We start from the raw sequence: 17,017 nt of genomic DNA, 5'->3' as shown, positions 1-17,017 counted from the left end.
CGCTGGTGGCAGTGCTATGGAGCTCATCCACTCGCCTCTCGGTGGGGCCTACCGCCCTGAGCGCCCTGCTGGTAGGCACAGCGATGCTGGGCATGGCAGAACCCGGCAGCGCGCAATGGGTCACCCTGGCGGTATGGCTGGCCCTGCTGTCGGGCCTGCTGCAGATCGTGCTGGGGCTGGGGCGCTTTGGCTGGCTGCTGAACCTGGTCAGCGCGCCGGTGTTGACCGGCTTTACCCAGGCGGCGGTGGTGCTGATTGTGCTGTCGCAATTACCCACACTGGTCGGGCTTAAAGGTCCGCTGGTCGGCCTGCTGCACCAGCCACAGATCGACCGGCAGGCCACTGCATTCGGGCTGGGCGCGCTATTGGTGCTGGTGCTGGGCAAGCGCTGGTGGCCCAAATTTCCGGTGCTGATGGTGCTGGTGGTGGCCAGTGCGCTGTTGAGTGCCGGGTTGGGCTTTGCGGCGGGTGGCGGCGCAGTGGTAGGAGCCCTGCCAGCCGGTCTGCCTGCGCTGCATCTGCCCGGCCTGATTTCTCTGGCGCAACTGGGTGACTTGGCCCTGCCGGTGCTGGTGCTGACGCTGATCAGCTTTTTGGAAACCGCGTCGAGTGCCAAGGTGGACAACCAGCGCGGTGGCACCCGCTGGAACGAAAACCAAGACCTGATCGGCCAGGGCATGGCCAAGGTGGCATCGGGTTTGTGCGGGGCTTTTCCCACCAGTTCGTCGTTCTCGCGCTCGGCCATCAACCTGTACGCCGGAGCCAAAACCGGCTGGGCGACGATTTTCTCGGTGCTGCTGGTTTTGCTGGTGCTGCTATGGCTGACCCCGGCGCTGTACCACGTACCGCAGTCGGTACTGGCGGCAGTGGTAGTGGCCGCTGTGTCCAGCCTGGTGCAACCGGCCGAGCTGCGCCGCATCTGGCGTGCCGCCCCGGTAGAGGCGCTGACCTGCGCCACCACCTTTGTGCTAACCCTGGCCACCGCGCCGCGGCTGTACTGGGGCGTGCTGGCAGGCCTATTGATGGCCTTGTCCCACTTTTTGTACCACCGGCTGCACCCGCGCATCATCGAAATCGGACTGCACCCCGACGGCAGTCTGCGCGACCGGCATCTATGGAACCTGCCACCGCTGGCACCGCACCTGTACGCGCTGCGGATGGATGCCGAGCTGGACTTTGCCTCGGCCAGCAGCCTGGAGCGCGCGGTGATGGAGCACTTGGCGCTCTACCCAGGCATGCGCCAAGTCTGTCTGTTTGCACAGCCAATCAACCGCATCGATGCCACAGGGGTGGAAACTTTTGGCAAACTGCGCCATGCTCTGGCGCAACGCCACATCGCCCTGCACCTTAGTGGCATGAAGCTGCCGGTCGAAAACGTGCTGCGCCGAGCCGGAGAGTTGCCAGCCAAAGAAGTGCATCTGCACCGCACCGACCACGACGCATTGCTGGCGCTGCAGCACGGACAAGATGATTTTGTAATCTGAACCGATGTACATTGCCAGTAAAGCTGCCGATAGGCCCAGTAGAGCACGCCATATTGCAGCTTAGTCAGCGGCGACTTACTGTTAAACTTTCTGTAACTTTTGGCGCATATACGTGTCTTCATCGGTAACCTACTCGTCCATGGAACTACGCGATTTGCGGCTGGAGTCGGCTTGTGCGCTGCTACAGCAAGACATGCCCCCGGCGGACACACCTTTACCCGCTGCCTATTTGCAGGCAATGATCGATGGTCTGTGCGATTTGTCGCTCAGGGACCCGCTTACCGGCCTGTCCAACCGCCGCCACTTCAACACGGTGCTGGAGGCCGAGGTAGACCGGGTGGCCCGCTCAGGCGAGGCGGCGTTGCTGCTACTGATCGACATAGACCACTTTAAAAAAGTCAATGACACCCACGGCCACCCGGCGGGCGACCAGGTCTTGCGCGTGGTGGCCAAGGCGCTGCAAGCCTGTGTGCGCCCTATGGATACCTTGGCGCGTTACGGCGGCGAAGAGTTTGTGGTGGTGCTGCCATCGTGCCAGCCATCTTATGGCCATATAGTGGCGGAGCGGATCCGCCGCAACATTGAAAATACCCGGATCCCGCTGGGACCCGGAGTGGAGTTGCAGGTCACCATCAGCATCGGCGGCGCATTTGCATTGCAGTGGATTCGCTCCACCACCGAGCTCTGGACCGAGCGGGCCGATCAACAGCTCTACCTGGCCAAGAGCACCGGGCGCAACCGCCTGTGTCTGGAGCCCCAACCTGAAAGCCATGTCAGCGCCGAAGAGAAAAATTTGTTGTTTGGCCATTTGTCTGCCGCGGAACCGGCTTGGATTGATATGTCGTCTGGTGCCGCAAATGGCAGCACTGGACAAAGGTAAGCCGTGATGAGCAACATTCTGAATTCCCCTTCCTCCATCTCTTCCATCACTGGCGGTGCCAAGGTTTTGGCTATCACCAGTGGCAAAGGCGGCGTAGGCAAAACCTTTGTCTCTGCCAATTTGGCAGCCGCCCTGGCCAAACGCGGCCACCGCGTGCTGGTGCTGGATGCCGACCTCGGTCTGGCCAACTTGGACGTGGTCCTGAACCTGCACCCCAAGGTCACTCTGCACGACGTGTTTACCGGCAAAGCCACACTGGACGAGGCGATTGTCAAAGCCCCCGGTGGCTTCTCGGTGCTATTGGCGGGCTCGGGCATGGTCGAGTATTCACGCCTCACCCCAGAGGTGCGTGACGAGTTTTTGCAGGTGGTGCACACCCTGATTCCGCGTTTTGACGTGCTGCTGCTGGATACCGGCGCAGGCATTTCGGATGTAGTGCTGTTCTCGGTGTCATTAGCTTCTGAGGTGCTGGTGGTGGCGACGCCCGAACCCACCTCGCTGACCGATGCCTATGCGGCCATCAAGGTGCTGGCCACCCAGCAAAAGCGCCAGCACGTGCGCATGGTGATCAACCAAACTGCGCGCCCCGGCGATGGCCGCGCTATCACCACCCAGTTGCAGCAGGTGCTAGACCGCTTTGTGACCAACGGCACCGGCCGCTCGATCCGCCTGATCCATGTGGGCGACATCCCAGCCGACACCTCGGTACGCGAAGCCGTAATGCGTCGCCAGTTGCTGATGGTGAACACCCCCGGCTGCCCGGCCGCGCTTGCCGTATCAGAGCTGGCCCGCAAGCTGGACGAAACCGTCATCTCCCCCGCTGAAACACGCAATTAGATAGCTGCAGCGGCAGGATCCACGGGCGCTAAAGGCAATAAGGGTGCAAACAGCAATACCTGGTTACGGCCTTGCTGTTTGGAGCGGTACATCGCCATATCGGCATTTTTAGACAGCTCAATTTCGTCCTTGCCGTGGTCGGGGTAAATGGCGACCCCGGTGCTAGACGAAATGTGCACCATCTTGCCCGCCACCACTTCAAAGCTCTGGTTCAGCACATGGCGAATTTTCTCGGCAACTGCCAGGGCATCACTGTCATCGTGGACTATGGGAAGCAGCACCACAAACTCGTCACCCCCTATACGAGCCACGGTGTCCGAAGCGCGCACGCTGTCGTGCATGCGCTGGGCTACAGCCTTGAGTAGTACGTCGCCCACTGCATGGCCCAGGGTGTCGTTTACCGGTTTGAAATGGTCCAAATCCACATAAAGTAGGGCTAGCCGCCCGCGGTTGCGGTTAGCCTGGACAATGGCTTGTTTGAGCCGGTCATCAAACAGCGCACGGTTCGGCAGGCCGGTCAGGGTGTCATGCTGTGCCATATGGGCCATACGGTCTTCAATGGCTTTGCGGCCCGTGATGTCACGCACGACCCCCACAAAACACGCCACGCCTTTGAAGGTGGCGGGCTGCGCCGACAAAATTCCGACGATGGTGTTGCCGGTCTTGGTAACCAACGCCACTTCCAGATTTTCACAAAACTGGTGTTCGGCCAGCTCTTTGCGGTAACGGCGGCGGTCGTCGGCAGACTTCCAGATCGGCAAAACGCCTATCGAGATGCTGACCACATCGCCGCGCTCGTAGCCGGTCATGGCCGTAAAGCCCTTGTTGATATCCACCACCACACCGTCGGCTTGCTGGGTGATCACCATACCGTCAGGGCTACTGTCAAAGATGAGCTCAAAGTGTTCTTTGGTTTCGCGCAGCTCAGCAGTCATCTGGGTGGCCATGATGACGGTACGCGCGCGGTCACTCAGCAACACCCAGGCCAACAGCGCCAGCACCGCACTCAAAAACACCCCGTTGCGGGCGATCATCTGCGCCTTGTTATGTGCCGGAGAATCGGGCGAGTCGGCTTGCTCCGCCATGGCCAGGGTCCAGGTGCGGCCCGCCACCTGCATGTACTCCAGGCTATCTGCCGAAGCCTGCAGCTTGGGTAAGGACGTGGGTGCCGCATCGAATAGCAGCGACTGGTTGCTAAGCTCAATGCCGTCAAAAATCCGCACCCCAACCGCAGCCGCTGTGTACAGGCCGGGCAAGCCCGCCATCCACGCCTCCATGCGGCACGGTGCAACCACCCAACCCAGTAGATTGGCCCGCCGTTCTTCTATCGTAGCGATAGGGGCACCCAAATGGTAGACCGGCAGAAACATGACAAATCCAACCTGGGCATCGGCCCCGCTTTCTAAGGCACGCGTGAGTTTGGCGGTGATGGCGCTGGTGCCGGAATCGCGGGAACGGTCCAACGCGGCGCGGTAGTCCGCATTGACCATCAAGTCTTGGCCCAACATGCGTTTGTCCGACTCTACAGAAGGCTCTAGCTGCACCAGGGGGGCGTACTGCGGACGGCTGCCTTGGGGAGTGGTTACAAAATTCAAATAGCCTTGCGCACGCATCGTGGCCTCAAGCGCCGGCATCTGCACATCATTGATAAGAGGAGCCCAGCCCAAGCCCATCAGCCCGGCCATGTCGGCACCCAATTGCAAGGCATCGACATAGCGGGCAAAAGCCTCGCGCCCCACTGGCGCGCCGGCAGAAAACAGACCCTGCACGCCCCGCAGCACCTGCTCCTGGGCACGCATGCGCTGCTCCACCCGGCTCGCAAAGGCCTGCACGCTGGCATCCATGCGCGCACGCTGGTCGATCTCTGCGTTGTGGGTTTCAAACTGCCACAACCACCAAGTGGTCGCTAGCGACAACACCAGCACCAGCAGCGCACCACTCAGGTGATGGAGCCAGTTATCGGGGCGCTTCAGTTTCAAAACACCACCATTTCGCGGGCCAGCGCGGGCGGAAAATACTTTTCGAAGATCCGTAGCACCGTGCCGTCGTTACGCATGGACTGCACCAAGGCGACCCACTTGGTGATTTCGGCCGGGGAGATGGATTTCTTGGAAATGATGAGCCCGTGGGGTACTGGGGGGTCGTTGAACTCGATGATCTGGGTCGTGTCCTTGATACGTTTGGCCTCTACATCGCCAATATCGAAAGGCTCGATCACCATGCCCTGGATGCGTCCCAAAATCAGCACCTGGTACAGCGGATCCAGACCTGAGGCATAGCTCACCCGGCCAGCCTGGGCCAGCTTGTCGACCATGCGGTTGGCATTGGTGCTGTAACGAAAGCTGCGGATGGCACCCAGCTTCATCGCAGGCTGGCCCTCAAAGTCAGACAGCTTTTGGACATGGGTGCTTTTATTCACCAACAGGTAGTATTTGTTGGAAAAATACCAGGCAAAGTCGGCGTAGGTATTGCGCTCTTCGGTGGCGATACCCGACAGACTGAAGTCCAGCGCACCCGACTCGATCAACTGCCAAATGCGAGCGCGTGGCAATACGCTGGTCTGGATGCTGCAACCACTGCGCTGGCTCAAGGTGTCGGCAAAGTCCTTATCAATACCCGCATCCAAATCAGCAGAGTACAGCAGACCATGCACATGCAGACCCAACGTGAATGGCCTGCCGCAATCTGGCCGCCCATCTTCCGCCCAGACGGCTTGGCTGAACAGCAGCACCAACAAAAACCATCCACATTTGCAGACAAAAGAATACATAAATTGTACGCAATATTTAAAGCACCAAAATAATCAGTAAGTATTCGTTAACAACTATACAGCGACCCCAGCCCGTATCAAACAAGTGACATCACACAGTGACGATCCAGCCTTCCAGCGGGTCAAAATGGGTCGGCAATCCATAGCGCTGCGTTCCCGCCGCATGTTGGTGTGCAGCCCAAGCAGCCTGTAACAGGCATAGCACCGCGTCCAGGGCATCACCGCTGGCATCGGCCACCAATTCGGTGCGTTGAAGGGTTGTCAATTGCAAACGCATGCCCAAGCGCAACGGCCCATGTGCGCCCTGCCCCACCTCCAACGCGTAGACCAAATCAGACCTTGCAGCCAGCTGTTGCGGGCTTTGCTTGGCCTTGTCGTCGCTTTTGTAACTGCGCCGACCGATGCCTCGGGCCATGGGAGTCCAGCCGTCAAGCACCTCGCGCGCCAGTAGACCGGGATAGGCCTCCAGGGCTACCCGTTGCGGATCGCCGGGGTACACACCAGGGAAATCTACCCCAGCCGCCAACAGCAAAGGCACGCCCGCATGCAGCATGTAGGCCACGGGCGGATTCACCCATTTCATGGACGGACTAGAGCCCGCCAAGGCATCGCAAGCGCGGTGGGCAAACTTACTCCCCACCGGACGGGCATCGCAAAACGCGGCAAACAGCTTGCGGATGTGCGCCCGCTCCAGGCCGGCAAAGTGGCGGATACAAGCGCTCCACTCCAGCGGCCAACCCAAGCTTTCCACCAGTTCGCGCGGCAGGCCAAACGGCAGATCGAAACCGCCCACCCAAGGCCGTGGCTGGACCAGGGCGGCGGCAAATGCAGCGAGGGAAGGCAGGCGTTCCAGCCGCTGCAAGACCACGCGTCCTTCGGCGACATGGCCCCAGGCCAGCACGATGTTTTTGCGGGCGTTGGGGCTACTGGAGAAATCGCAACCCAGAAGTTCAGAAAAAAACATGGTTCACCTCAGGGCTAGCGCCACCAGCACCAAACACAGGGCAAAAAGGGACATTCAAAAAGGCAAAAACCCGCAAGCCGTTCAAGGCTTGCGGGTTGAAAGGGCAACAGGGCTGGCTACACGCGCCCAACGATAGAGGCGGTGGCCATCAACTCTTCCAGCAAAGCCAGCGACACCTTGCCCGACACCGCGTACGGGTCCAGTTCGGGCTTTTCGGCGTACTTCAGCAAAATCGACTGGTTGAGCTTGAGGATGTTGACCTGTCCCATGGTCCAACCGCCAAACCGGCGCTCAGAGATTTCCTCGAAGTGCAGCAAGGCCACGTCTTTGTGTCGTGGGTCGCGCTGGATGTGACCATACAGCTCGTTGACCGGCATGCGCCCGCCTTCGATGGCCTGCAAAAAGATGCCGCCGCCATAGCACAAGATGCCGGTGATGCCGCAAGCCGGGTTGTACTGGCGCGACTGGGCCAAGATGGCTTCGATGGCACCGGCACTGGTGTCCAGCGCGCGGCTGGCGTAGAGCAAACGTACAAGCATGGGACTAGCCTTTTCTAGGAATGAGGGCCAAAAATTCGCGGCGCAGGTTCGGGTCTTTCAAGAAAGCACCGCGCATCACCGAGTTGATCATCTTGCTGTCCATATCTTTCACGCCACGCCAGCCCATGCAATAGTGGCTGGCTTCCATGACGATGGCCAGGCCGTCGGGTTGGGTTTTTTCCTGGATCAGGTCGGCCAACTGCACCACGGCTTCTTCCTGGATCTGCGGGTGGCCCATGATCCATTCGGCCAGCCGCGCGTACTTCGACAAACCAATCACATTGGTGTGCTCGTTCGGCAAAACGCCGATCCAGATTTTGCCAATCACCGGGCACAGATGGTGTGAGCAGGCGCTGCGCACGGTGATGGGTCCGACGATCATCAGCTCGTTCAGATGCTCGGCATTGGGGAATTCGGTGATGTTGGGTGCCGAAACATAGCGCCCCTGGAATACCTCTTTGAGGTACATCTTGGCGACGCGGCGGGCGGTGTTGTTGGTGTTGTGGTCGCGGTCGGTGTCGATCACCATGCTGCTGAGCACGCCTTGCATTTTGTCGGTCACTTCGTCGAGCAGCAGCTCCAGCTCGCCAGGTTGGATGAACTCGGAAATGTTGTCGTTGGCGTTGAAACGTTTGCGGGCGGCCTGCAGCCGCTCACGGATCTTGACAGACACGGGTGTGCCTTCGCCGTCACGGGCATCAACCAGCTCAGGGAGATTTATAGCATCGGGTGTTTTCATTAACATACAAGAATGGTAGCAGGGCGGGCAAATTGGCTGCTGGCACAGCCGGTAAATACCCTTTTCTAAGCCCCTGCTGCCGACCGTGCGGTACACCGGTGTCCGCGGCTCTTATCGGTTTGAACACTTAGCAGCCGTTCACGGTTCTAGCTACTCGTTCTCTTTTTTTCAGCCATCGTGGCAATGAAGGCAAGCGCCGTCACCTGTTTTTCTATAAATGGGTAGGAGAGCCGGTCGCAGCGCCAAGCTTAGAAGGTATGCACCAAACCGCCAGAGATTCCTGTGGCATTGCGCTTTGCAGTCGTAGCTTGGTAGCCTGTTTTCCAATGCGTGCGGTCCAGCTCCGCGTAAACACGGCTGCGTTTAGACAGCTTGTATTCCAGGAAGGCCATGCTGCGGTGGAAGCCGTCGTCGGCCAGGGTGGTGCGGGAACGGCTTACCCGGTAATGGGCAAGGACCAGATCTAGACTCTCGCCCAAAGGCAGGCTGCCGCCCAGGCCCAGAGTCTTGTTGCGGGTTTTCGCCGTGGTACTGGTGTCCGCTTGGCTGCTGCCATACGTCAATGACAGCTTGCCGCTGCCCAGCTTGGCACTGATACCGCCCAGGTAGGCCTTCAATTGCAAATCGGCGGCGCTTTTGAACTGCATATAGCCCAGGGCAGCGCTGTAGTCGCCCGACTGGTAGCCCGTACCCAGACCAGACGCAGACAACTTGGCGTTGCTCCCAGCTTGCTCACCGAACGCATGCATGGCCCGCAGGCTGAAGTCCCCTACCCGCCCTACCGCTTTGGCGGAATTGTCCAGCCGGTATGAGCCGGACGCGGAGCCCGACGGGCCGTACTCGATGCCCAGGCGGTGTGCGCTCAAACCGGCAATGCTGACATTCGGGTTAAAGCTGGCAAAGCGGCTGCTCAGCGGATCGACCTGTCCGACCACATCGGCCAGTAGGCTGGTTTGTCGGCCCAAGGTCAGGGTGGCGGCGTTGGTCTGCAGCCCGACATATGCGGCCCGGTCAAATAACTTGGTGGTACTCACGCTCGCCCCGGTGTCGATATTCAAACCCGACTCCAGGTTGACGACGGCGCGCAGGCCGCTACCCAGGTCCTCGGAGCCGCGGAAGCCAAAGCGGCTGGTGGTGTTGACACCACTGCTGACGGCTGTCGCAGTGCTGGCCGAAGCCGCGTTGGCGGCATCCAGGCCGCTGGTGTAGCGCAGGCTGGCATCCATGACTCCGTAAAGGGTCACGCTGCTTTGGGCCTGGGCGGCGCAGGCGCAGGCCAGTAGCGACAGTGCGACCAGCGGGCGAAGGGTGGGATGGTGCTGCATAAAGTCTCAGTCTCCAGGGGGATGATTGTTTTAGGGACGTGCGCCGCAAGCTGCCAGGATGCGGGTGGCGGCGATCATGCCCACCGCTAACACATTCATCCATTGCAACATTTGCTACGATTGATGCATGCATCACATCAATCTGTAAAAACTGCTTAAAAGATAAGCGGTCCTAGGCCGGGCGATAATCGGCGCACGCTTCGCCCTGCGCCATAGCATTCTTCGCGTCTGGCCACTCCCTGCACCGGCAGGGGCGTGGAACGCAACGCCCCCGAGACAAATCCCCCCTAAAACCCTATGAAAAATCTAGATTTACTCAGCACACGCGAAGACTGGTATGCCGCATTTTTTGCCGGCGATACCGACTTCATGGCCGCCGTCGAGGCCGACTCATTTAGCGTGGTGCACGCCAATGGCGTGCAGTCCAAATGGGAGCAGTTGCATGGCATTTCGCGCGCGGTGCAAGCCGATCTGTGGTTCCCTGATAGCGCCTACAAGCAGGATGCCCAGCTATCGCTACAAAACCATGGCGACTTTTCCGTGGTCTCGGGCGTGAGCCACACCTGGATAGGCGATGCCGAACACAGCAGAGTGTTATTCAGTGAACTCTGGCGCAAAAATGCCCAGGACTGGCAACTGATGCATCTGCACTTCACGCCGATGGCGGAGTGATATTGACCCCTATTGATAGGGACTTTTTAGGCCGTTGGTGCTGACCAATCAAGCGGCAGCTGCTATTGAAAGAGTAGCACCCCATACCCCGCTTACTGCACAGGTGCGCCGCCCTCGAACCACTGCTTGATCAGTTCGCGCTCGGCATCGGTGATGCCGGTGGCGTTGTTCATGGGCATGATTTTGGTGACCACGGCCTGCTGGTAGACCATTTGCGCATGCAGTTTTAAATCGGCGGGCGAATCCAGCCGCACGCTCTTCATTTGCACTTGCGGGCCGTGGCACATATAGCAGCGTTGGGCAATGACCGCCTGCACTTTTTCATAAGAAATAACCGGCTTTGCGCCGGTAGCACCTGCGCTAGCAGCTACAGAAGTAGGAGCAGGCAGGGGTTTCATCCAGACGATCACACCCGCAATCACTGCCAGGCCCACCAGCGCATAGCCGATGGGGTGCCGGTTGCGGCCCAGCAGATAGCCGTGGCGCAGCACAAAAAACTGCCGTATAGCCGCACCCGCCAGCATCATCAGCACCAGCACCAGCCAGTTCTGCGGATGGGTGTAGGTAAAGCTGTAGTGGTTGCTGAGCATGGCAAACAGCACTGGCAGCGTGAAATAGGTGTTGTGCACGCTGCGCTGCTTGCCGCGCTGGCCGTAGATGGGATCGACCGGCTGGCCGGCCTTGATGGCCGCCACCACGGTGCGCTGGCCGGGGATGATCCAGAAGAACACGTTGGCGCTCATGGTGGTGGCGATCATTGCGCCCACCAGCAAGAAGGCCGCGCGCCCGGCAAACCAATGGCAGGCCAGCCAGGCTGCGGCGCACACCAGCACGGCCACCAGCGCCCCCACGATGGCATCGCCACCCTTGCGCTTGCCAAAGACCTGGCAGATGCCGTCGTAGGCCATCCAGAACACCACCAAAAACGCCAGCGCCACGCTCACCGCTGCGCCGCTGGACCAGTTCATCAGCGACTTGTCGACCAGGTAGGTGCTGGCGTTCCACAGGTAGGTGACGGTAAACAGCGAAAAGCCGGTTAACCAGGTGGAGTAGCTTTCCCAGAAAAACCAATGCAGGTGCTTGGGCAACTGCGGCGGGGCACCGGCGAACTTGACCGGGTGGTAAAAGCCGCCGCCGTGCACAGCCCACAGCTCGCCGCTCACGCCTTGTTTTTTGAGGTCCTCATCGACCGGCGGTGTCAGACTGCTGTCTAAAAAGACGAAGTAAAACGACGAGCCAATCCAGGCGATGGCGGTAATGACGTGGACCCAGCGCAGCAGCAGGTTGGCCCAGTCGAGGTAATAACTTTCCATGTGTCACTCACCCTTAGACAGTGAGGACTGGACGCAGCGCTCTCTTTGTGGTCCGCTGGGCGCACAGAGGGACTTGCGTCTAGTCCTGTCAGTATTGCGATGCCCACCACTGCGGGCGCTGTAGGCACAAAAAAGTCACGCACAAAAGCCCGGGGAGTTGGCTTTGCACCGCTGCGACCGGTCCATTTTATGGAGTAAGCCTTTGCAACAACTGTGCCGCAACCGCAACAGCAATCACCTCAGGCTCTTTACCGGGAATGCCGGGTACGCCAATCGGGCAGGTGACGTGGGCCAGTTCTACGTCGCTGAAGCCCCGCGCCGCCAGCCGGTGGTGGAAACTGGCCCATTTGGTCTGGCTGCCAATCAGGCCAATAAAGGGCAGATCGCCCTGGCTGCGCTGGCGCTGCAGGCAGGCGGCCACGATGTCCAGGTCTTCGGCGTGGCTGAAGCTCATGATGAGCACCTGGCTGCCGGGCGCCATGTCTTGCACCGCCTGCTGCACCGGGTCAGAGTATTCGCAGCGCACGGAAGCAGGCACATCGGCGGGAAAAATACCGTCGCGGCTGTCGATCCAGGTCAGGGCAAACGGCAAACGTGCCAGCACCTGCACCAGCGCATGGCCCACATGGCCGCCACCAAACAAGGCTACGGGCGGGTGCACCACGGCCAAGTGGGCGCGCAGCCGGTCGGTATCGGCCACGCTGAGCAGCTCAAACCGCAGATGCACCACGCCCCCGCAGCACTGCCCCAAACTGGGGCCTAGCGGGTAACGCAAGACTTCGGCACCCAAGGTACCCGCCAAACGGGCACGCGCCTCGGCCATGGCCTGGAATTCCAGGTTGCCGCCACCGATGGTGCCCAGCAACTGGTCGGGTAGCACCGCCATCCAGGTACCGGGCCCGCGCGGCACCGAGCCTTGGGTAGACTGCACCGTCACCAAGACCGCGGGCGCATGCTGTAAATATTGGAGTAAAACGTCGATAGAAGTCACCCGTGAAGTATGCATGGCACGCAACATGGTCCATCAACCGAACCCATTGAAATGATGAAACAAACCCGTTCTGCACGCCACCCCTTGCGCTGGGCGCTGGCGGGGTTCTCTACCGCCGTCGCCACCCTGTTGGCCGGATGCGGTGCTTCGCCCTCGCCCCCTACCGGGGCGTCGGTAGCCCCCGCCACGCCGGCCGCCAGCGCTAAGCCGGTCGCTCCAACTCCCACGCCGGTAGCCCCGCCCAAAATCTCCACCGCCACCACGCCGCGTGACTACCGCCGCGATGCCGCCCGCCACCTGTATGAACGCAACGCCAGCCGCATTTACCAGGGCAAGCTGCAGCCGAATTTGTACGCCGTGGGGGTGCTGGAAGTGCACGTGGACCGCCAGGGATTGGTCACCGGCCTGCACTGGATGCGCGCACCCAAACACGCCCCCGAAGTGGTGGCAGAAATCGAGCGCACCGTGCACGCCGCCGCGCCATTTCCGCCACCGTCGCGCCTGGGCCACGTCACCTACACCGACACCTGGCTGTGGGACAAAAGCGGACAGTTCCAGCTCGACACGCTGACCGAAGGCCAACTTTAAGCAGGCCCGGCAAATACTATAAAAAGCATAGCTGCTAGCGCAGGTGCAACATGCGCCAACGGCTTATTTTTTATAAATTTAGCTGCCGCGGTAGGTGGAGTAGCTCCAGGGGCTGACCAAGAGCGGCACGTGGTAATGCTGCTGGGGGTTGGCAATACCAAAGTCCAGGCTCACCCGGTTCAAAAAATTGGGCTCGGGCAGCTCCACCCCACGGGCCTTGAAGTACCCCACCACGTCAAACGTGAGTCGGTAGGTGCCTACGAGCAGGCTGGCGGTGTCGAGCAAAAGGCCTTCGCTACGTCCATCCGCATTGGTGACAAAACGCTTCAGCAAGCTACTAGTGTCGCCCTGTGTTGTGTAAAGTTCTACGGCCATACCAGCTGCTGGGCAGCCGTGCATGGTATCCAAAACGTGTGTGCTCAATCCCATACGTGTCCTCACTGAATCAAATACATTGCAACCAAACAAATTTGTATACAGTACAAATATTGCGCTATTATGGTGGTATGGAATCCACCACGACCAATACCAATACGATCGTCGAAGCGCTGACCAAGGCGATTGTTGAACACCGGCTCCACCCCGGTACCAAACTGGCTGAACAAAAACTGGCAGACCATTTTGGTGTATCCCGCACCCTGGTTCGGCAAGCCCTGTTCCAACTTTCGCAAAACCGCCTGATCCGGCTGGAGCCTGCGCGCGGGGCGTTTGTGGCCGCGCCGTCGGTGGCCGAAGCCCGGCAGGTGTTTGCCGTGCGCCGCATGCTAGAGGCCGAAATGGTGCGCGCCTTGGTGCGTGACATGACGCCTAGCAAAATCAAGGCCTTGAAAGAACAGGCCGTGGTGGAAAAAGCCGCGCTCAAAGACAAAGACCTGACCAACCGCACCGAAGTGCTGGGCAATTTCCACATCCGCATGGCCGAGCTGCTGGACAACGATGTGCTGGTGCAGATGATGGTGGAACTGCTGTCGCGTTGCTCGCTCATCACCCTGATGTACCAGACAGATAACCCCACCGACCACGCCAGCGACGACCACGACGAGCTCATCAAGGCCCTGGCCGCCAAAGACGAAGCCCTGGCTGTGCGCCTGATGGACCTGCATCTGCACAATGTCGAGGCCAACCTCACCTTCGACCGCAAAATCCCCAGCAACGATATTGCCATGGCCCTGGCCTGAGTTGTGCTTTGAAGCTGCCATGACCGAGACATCCGCACCCTACCCCCGTGACCTCGTCGGCTATGGCCGCAACGTCCCCCACGCCCAGTGGCCCAACCGGGCCAAAATTGCGGTGCAGTTCGTACTCAACTACGAAGAAGGCGGCGAAAACAATGTGCTGCACGGCGATGCCGCCTCGGAAACTTTTTTATCCGAGCTAATCACCGCCCAACCCTTCCCCGACCGGCACATGACCATCGAGTCGATGTACGAATACGGTTCGCGGGCAGGCTCGTGGCGCATCCTGCGCGAGTTCGAAAAGCGCGGCCTGCCGTTGACCATCTTTGGCGTGTCCATGGCGCTGGAGCGCCATCCTGAACTGACCCAGGCTTTCATCGATCTTGGCCATGAAATTGCCTGCCACGGTTGGCGCTGGATCCACTACCAAAACCTGCCCGAAGCCACCGAGCGCGAGCACATGGCAGTGGGTGCCGAAATCATCCGCAAAATGACCGGCGGCCAATGGCCCCAAGGCTGGTACACCGGCCGCGACAGCCCCAACACCCGCCGCCTGCTGGCCGACCAGGGTGGCTTTGCCTACGACAGCGATTACTACGGCGACGACCTGCCTTTCTGGCTGCCCACCACCAAGTCCGACGGCACGGTAGAACCGCGCCTGGTCATCCCCTACTCACTGGACACCAACGACATGCGCTGCGTGCAGGTGCAGGGCTTCAACACCGGTGACCACTTCCTGCAGTACCTCAAGGACAGCTTTGATGTGCTGTATGCCGAGGGCGAAGAGGCCCCCAAGATGATGAGCATTGGCATGCATTGCCGGGTGCTGGGCAAGCCCGGTCGGTTTGGCGCGCTGCAGAAGTTTCTGGACTATGTGCAAAGCCATGAACGCGTGTGGATTTGCCGCCGCATCGACATCGCCGAGCACTGGCAAAAAGTGCACCCCTACAAGCCCTGACCTCTGGTTACACCATGCCCCTGACGCTCGCCTTCCTCAATACCGCTCCCCAGCACGAGGTACTGCAGCAGCTACCCGGCCTGTACGAGCATTCCCCCTGGATCGCAGAAAAAGCCCTGGCCGCGCGGCCTTTTGTCGCGTTGGCCCAGTTCAAATACGCGATGGTAGAGGTGCTGGCCGCAGCAGGCACCCAGGCCCAGGTGGACCTGATCCGTGCCCACCCCGAGCTGGCGGGTAAAGCCGCCGATCCGCTCACCGCGGAATCCAGCTTTGAACAAAACCAGGCGGGCCTGACGCGCTGCACGCCGCAAGAGTTGGCCCAGTTGCAGCAGCTCAATGCTGAATACGGCCGCAAGTTCGGCTTCCCGTTCATTCTGGCAGTGCGCGGGCCACGCGGCACGGGCTTGCGCAAGCAGGAAATCATCGACACCTTTGTGCGCCGCCTGCGCAATCCGCAGGACTTTGAACACGCCGAGGCACTGCGCAACATCCACCGGATTGTCGAAATCCGCCTGAACGACGCGTTTGATGCGCACCCCACACAGGGCAATCTGGTGTGGGACTGGCAAGAAAATTTAAGCGTCCACACCGACCCCGGTTATGCCGAACACGGCCAACTCACCGTCACCTACCTGACCGACGCACACCGTGCCTGCGCCGCCCAGATCGCCCAGGGCATGCGCGACTGCGGCTTTGACACGGTGCAGATTGATGCCGTGGGCAACGTAGTGGGCCGCTACCTGGCCGCTACACCGGATGCCCAAACCCTACTCACCGGCAGCCACTATGACACCGTGCGCAATGGCGGCAAATACGATGGCCGCCTGGGTATTTTTGTGCCCATGGCCTGCGTGCAAGCCCTGGCCCAGCAAGGCAAACGCCTGCCCTTCCACTTTGAAGTGGTGGGCTTTGCCGAAGAAGAAGGCCAGCGCTACAAGGCCACCTTCCTCGGCTCGGGCGCACTGATCGGCCACTTCAACCCCGACTGGCTAGACCAGACCGATGTGGACGGCATCCGCATGCGCAGCGCAATGGCCCAGGCCGGCTTGCAAGTGAACGACATCCCCGCGCTGCAGCGCAACCCAGCCGACTACCTGGGCTTTGTCGAAGTCCACATCGAGCAGGGCCCGGTGCTCAACGAGCTGGATATTCCCTTAGGCATCGTTACCTCCATCAACGGCAGCGTGCGCTACACCGGCGAGGTGCTGGGTGTGGCCTGCCACGCGGGCACCACGCCCATGAACCGCCGCCGTGACGCCGCCACCGCCGTGGCCGAGTTAGCACTGTTTGTAGAGCAACGCGCCGGGCAAGATGGCGATTCGGTTGGCACCGTGGGCATGCTGCAGGTGCCCAATGGCTCCATCAACGTGGTGCCCGGCCAGTGCAACTTCAGCCTGGACCTTCGCGCGCCTAACAATACCCAACGCGATGCCCTGGCCAACGATGTGCTTGCCGCCTTGCAGTCCATCTGCGAACGCCGGGGCCTGCTGTACAAGCTGGAAGAAACCATGCGCGCTGCCGCCGCGCCCAGCGCGCCCTTGTGGCAACAACGCTGGGAAACCGCCGTCGCGGCCCTCGGCGTGGCCGTGCACCGCATGCCCAGCGGCGCGGGCCACGATGCCATGAAGCTGCACGAGGTCATGCCCCAGGCGATGCTGTTTGTGCGCGGCCAGAACGCCGGTATCAGCCACAACCCACTGGAAAGCAGCACGGCAGACGACATGCAACTGGCTGTGGATGCTTTTTCCTATCTTTTGAACAACCTTTCCCCCAATTAAGCTC

Annotated in this window: 17 protein-coding genes; 8 read left to right on the top strand and 9 right to left on the bottom strand. The window is 60.4% G+C overall.

Annotation, left to right across the window (positions count from 1 at the left end):
- The 3 genes from ABI213_RS03710 to ABI213_RS03700 all read left to right on the top strand — a co-directional run.
- Window positions 1–1,484 (top strand): SulP family inorganic anion transporter (locus tag ABI213_RS03710; protein WP_348026138.1); only part of this gene is annotated, 1,484 nt, incomplete at its 5' end.
- A 139-nt stretch (window positions 1,485–1,623) separates the two neighbouring features.
- Window positions 1,624–2,364: a GGDEF domain-containing protein gene (locus ABI213_RS03705; RefSeq protein WP_348008948.1), complete on the top strand. Its 741-nt coding sequence runs from the start codon at window positions 1,624–1,626 to the stop codon at window positions 2,362–2,364.
- 6 nt (window positions 2,365–2,370) lie between these two features.
- Complete coding sequence (locus tag ABI213_RS03700; protein WP_348008947.1) at window positions 2,371–3,201, top strand: MinD/ParA family protein; 831 nt, start codon at window positions 2,371–2,373, stop codon at window positions 3,199–3,201.
- Here ABI213_RS03700 and ABI213_RS03695 read toward each other — a convergent pair.
- The 6 genes from ABI213_RS03695 to ABI213_RS03670 all read right to left on the bottom strand — a co-directional run bounded on the left by ABI213_RS03695 (window position 3,198) and on the right by ABI213_RS03670 (window position 9,538).
- Complete coding sequence (locus ABI213_RS03695) at window positions 3,198–5,180, bottom strand: diguanylate cyclase (RefSeq protein WP_348008926.1); 1,983 nt, start codon at window positions 5,178–5,180, stop codon at window positions 3,198–3,200. The genes ABI213_RS03700 and ABI213_RS03695 overlap by 4 nt on opposite strands.
- Window positions 5,177–5,971, bottom strand: coding sequence for a transporter substrate-binding domain-containing protein (locus tag ABI213_RS03690; RefSeq protein WP_348008925.1), 795 nt, complete (start codon window positions 5,969–5,971; stop codon window positions 5,177–5,179). The genes ABI213_RS03695 and ABI213_RS03690 overlap by 4 nt, the downstream gene beginning before the upstream one ends.
- A gap of 91 nt (window positions 5,972–6,062) precedes the next feature.
- Window positions 6,063–6,935: a DUF429 domain-containing protein gene (locus ABI213_RS03685; RefSeq protein WP_348008924.1), complete on the bottom strand. Its 873-nt coding sequence runs from the start codon at window positions 6,933–6,935 to the stop codon at window positions 6,063–6,065.
- Window positions 6,936–7,051: 116 nt separating this feature from the next.
- The gene (locus ABI213_RS03680; protein WP_348008923.1) at window positions 7,052–7,474 is read right to left on the bottom strand and encodes a BLUF domain-containing protein; all 423 of its coding nucleotides are present in this window, start codon (window positions 7,472–7,474) and stop codon (window positions 7,052–7,054) included.
- A gap of 4 nt (window positions 7,475–7,478) precedes the next feature.
- Entirely contained in the window at window positions 7,479–8,219 is a 741-nt protein-coding gene (gene folE, locus ABI213_RS03675; protein WP_348026136.1) for a GTP cyclohydrolase I, read from the bottom strand.
- Between the two features lie 242 nt (window positions 8,220–8,461).
- Window positions 8,462–9,538: a porin gene (locus tag ABI213_RS03670; protein WP_348008921.1), complete on the bottom strand. Its 1,077-nt coding sequence runs from the start codon at window positions 9,536–9,538 to the stop codon at window positions 8,462–8,464.
- A 297-nt stretch (window positions 9,539–9,835) separates the two neighbouring features.
- Here ABI213_RS03670 and ABI213_RS03665 point away from each other — a divergent pair, with 297 nt between their 5' ends.
- Window positions 9,836–10,210 carry a nuclear transport factor 2 family protein gene (locus ABI213_RS03665; protein ID WP_348008920.1) on the top strand — a complete coding sequence of 125 codons (375 nt, stop codon included), beginning with the start codon at window positions 9,836–9,838 and terminating at the stop codon, window positions 10,208–10,210.
- Between the two features lie 92 nt (window positions 10,211–10,302).
- On the opposite strand, the gene ABI213_RS03660 is transcribed toward ABI213_RS03665, so the two are convergent.
- Window positions 10,303–11,523 (bottom strand): urate hydroxylase PuuD, encoded by a 1,221-nt coding sequence (locus ABI213_RS03660; protein ID WP_348008919.1) that lies wholly within the window; start codon window positions 11,521–11,523, stop codon window positions 10,303–10,305.
- Between the two features lie 187 nt (window positions 11,524–11,710).
- Window positions 11,711–12,514, bottom strand: a complete 804-nt coding sequence (gene xdhC / locus ABI213_RS03655) for a xanthine dehydrogenase accessory protein XdhC (RefSeq protein WP_348008946.1) — start codon at window positions 12,512–12,514, stop codon at window positions 11,711–11,713.
- Window positions 12,515–12,568: 54 nt separating this feature from the next.
- Between xdhC and ABI213_RS03650 the strand changes: the two genes are divergently transcribed.
- The gene (locus ABI213_RS03650) at window positions 12,569–13,102 is read left to right on the top strand and encodes a hypothetical protein (RefSeq protein ID WP_348008945.1); all 534 of its coding nucleotides are present in this window, start codon (window positions 12,569–12,571) and stop codon (window positions 13,100–13,102) included.
- Window positions 13,103–13,180: 78 nt separating this feature from the next.
- Here ABI213_RS03650 and uraH read toward each other — a convergent pair whose 3' ends face one another.
- The gene (uraH, locus tag ABI213_RS03645; protein WP_348008918.1) at window positions 13,181–13,531 is read right to left on the bottom strand and encodes a hydroxyisourate hydrolase; all 351 of its coding nucleotides are present in this window, start codon (window positions 13,529–13,531) and stop codon (window positions 13,181–13,183) included.
- Window positions 13,532–13,608: 77 nt separating this feature from the next.
- Between uraH and ABI213_RS03640 the strand changes: the two genes are divergently transcribed.
- From ABI213_RS03640 to uraD, 3 genes are read left to right on the top strand one after another with little or no spacing between them, the layout of a single operon-like run.
- Window positions 13,609–14,280, top strand: coding sequence for a GntR family transcriptional regulator (locus ABI213_RS03640; protein ID WP_348008917.1), 672 nt, complete (start codon window positions 13,609–13,611; stop codon window positions 14,278–14,280).
- Between the two features lie 19 nt (window positions 14,281–14,299).
- The gene (puuE, locus tag ABI213_RS03635; RefSeq protein ID WP_348008916.1) at window positions 14,300–15,235 is read left to right on the top strand and encodes an allantoinase PuuE; all 936 of its coding nucleotides are present in this window, start codon (window positions 14,300–14,302) and stop codon (window positions 15,233–15,235) included.
- 14 nt (window positions 15,236–15,249) lie between these two features.
- Entirely contained in the window at window positions 15,250–17,013 is a 1,764-nt protein-coding gene (gene uraD, locus ABI213_RS03630) for a 2-oxo-4-hydroxy-4-carboxy-5-ureidoimidazoline decarboxylase (protein ID WP_348008915.1), read from the top strand.
- Window positions 17,014–17,017: the final 4 nt, after the last annotated feature.

The sequence above is a fragment of the Rhodoferax sp. genome (assembly GCF_039922535.1).
In the GTDB taxonomy this organism is placed as follows: domain Bacteria; phylum Pseudomonadota; class Gammaproteobacteria; order Burkholderiales; family Burkholderiaceae_C; genus Rhodoferax_B.
The sequence above is the reverse complement of the archived record's forward strand: the minus strand, read 5'-3'. Positions and strand labels throughout refer to the sequence as shown.

Bases quoted from the DNA above. Each gene is read 5' to 3' on its own strand.
- ABI213_RS03705 (WP_348008948.1), top strand. From the start codon at position 1,624: ATGGAACTACGCGATTTGCGGCTGGAGTCGGCTTGTGCGCTGCTACAG.
- ABI213_RS03700 (WP_348008947.1), top strand. From the start codon at position 2,371: ATGAGCAACATTCTGAATTCCCCTTCCTCCATCTCTTCCATCACTGGC.
- ABI213_RS03690 (WP_348008925.1), bottom strand. From the start codon at position 5,971: ATGTATTCTTTTGTCTGCAAATGTGGATGGTTTTTGTTGGTGCTGCTG.
- ABI213_RS03685 (WP_348008924.1), bottom strand. From the start codon at position 6,935: ATGTTTTTTTCTGAACTTCTGGGTTGCGATTTCTCCAGTAGCCCCAAC.
- ABI213_RS03680 (WP_348008923.1), bottom strand. From the start codon at position 7,474: ATGCTTGTACGTTTGCTCTACGCCAGCCGCGCGCTGGACACCAGTGCC.
- folE (WP_348026136.1), bottom strand. From the start codon at position 8,219: ATGTTAATGAAAACACCCGATGCTATAAATCTCCCTGAGCTGGTTGAT.
- ABI213_RS03670 (WP_348008921.1), bottom strand. From the start codon at position 9,538: ATGCAGCACCATCCCACCCTTCGCCCGCTGGTCGCACTGTCGCTACTG.
- ABI213_RS03665 (WP_348008920.1), top strand. From the start codon at position 9,836: ATGAAAAATCTAGATTTACTCAGCACACGCGAAGACTGGTATGCCGCA.
- ABI213_RS03660 (WP_348008919.1), bottom strand. From the start codon at position 11,523: ATGGAAAGTTATTACCTCGACTGGGCCAACCTGCTGCTGCGCTGGGTC.
- ABI213_RS03650 (WP_348008945.1), top strand. From the start codon at position 12,569: ATGAAACAAACCCGTTCTGCACGCCACCCCTTGCGCTGGGCGCTGGCG.
- uraH (WP_348008918.1), bottom strand. From the start codon at position 13,531: ATGGGATTGAGCACACACGTTTTGGATACCATGCACGGCTGCCCAGCA.
- ABI213_RS03640 (WP_348008917.1), top strand. From the start codon at position 13,609: ATGGAATCCACCACGACCAATACCAATACGATCGTCGAAGCGCTGACC.
- puuE (WP_348008916.1), top strand. From the start codon at position 14,300: ATGACCGAGACATCCGCACCCTACCCCCGTGACCTCGTCGGCTATGGC.
- uraD (WP_348008915.1), top strand. From the start codon at position 15,250: ATGCCCCTGACGCTCGCCTTCCTCAATACCGCTCCCCAGCACGAGGTA.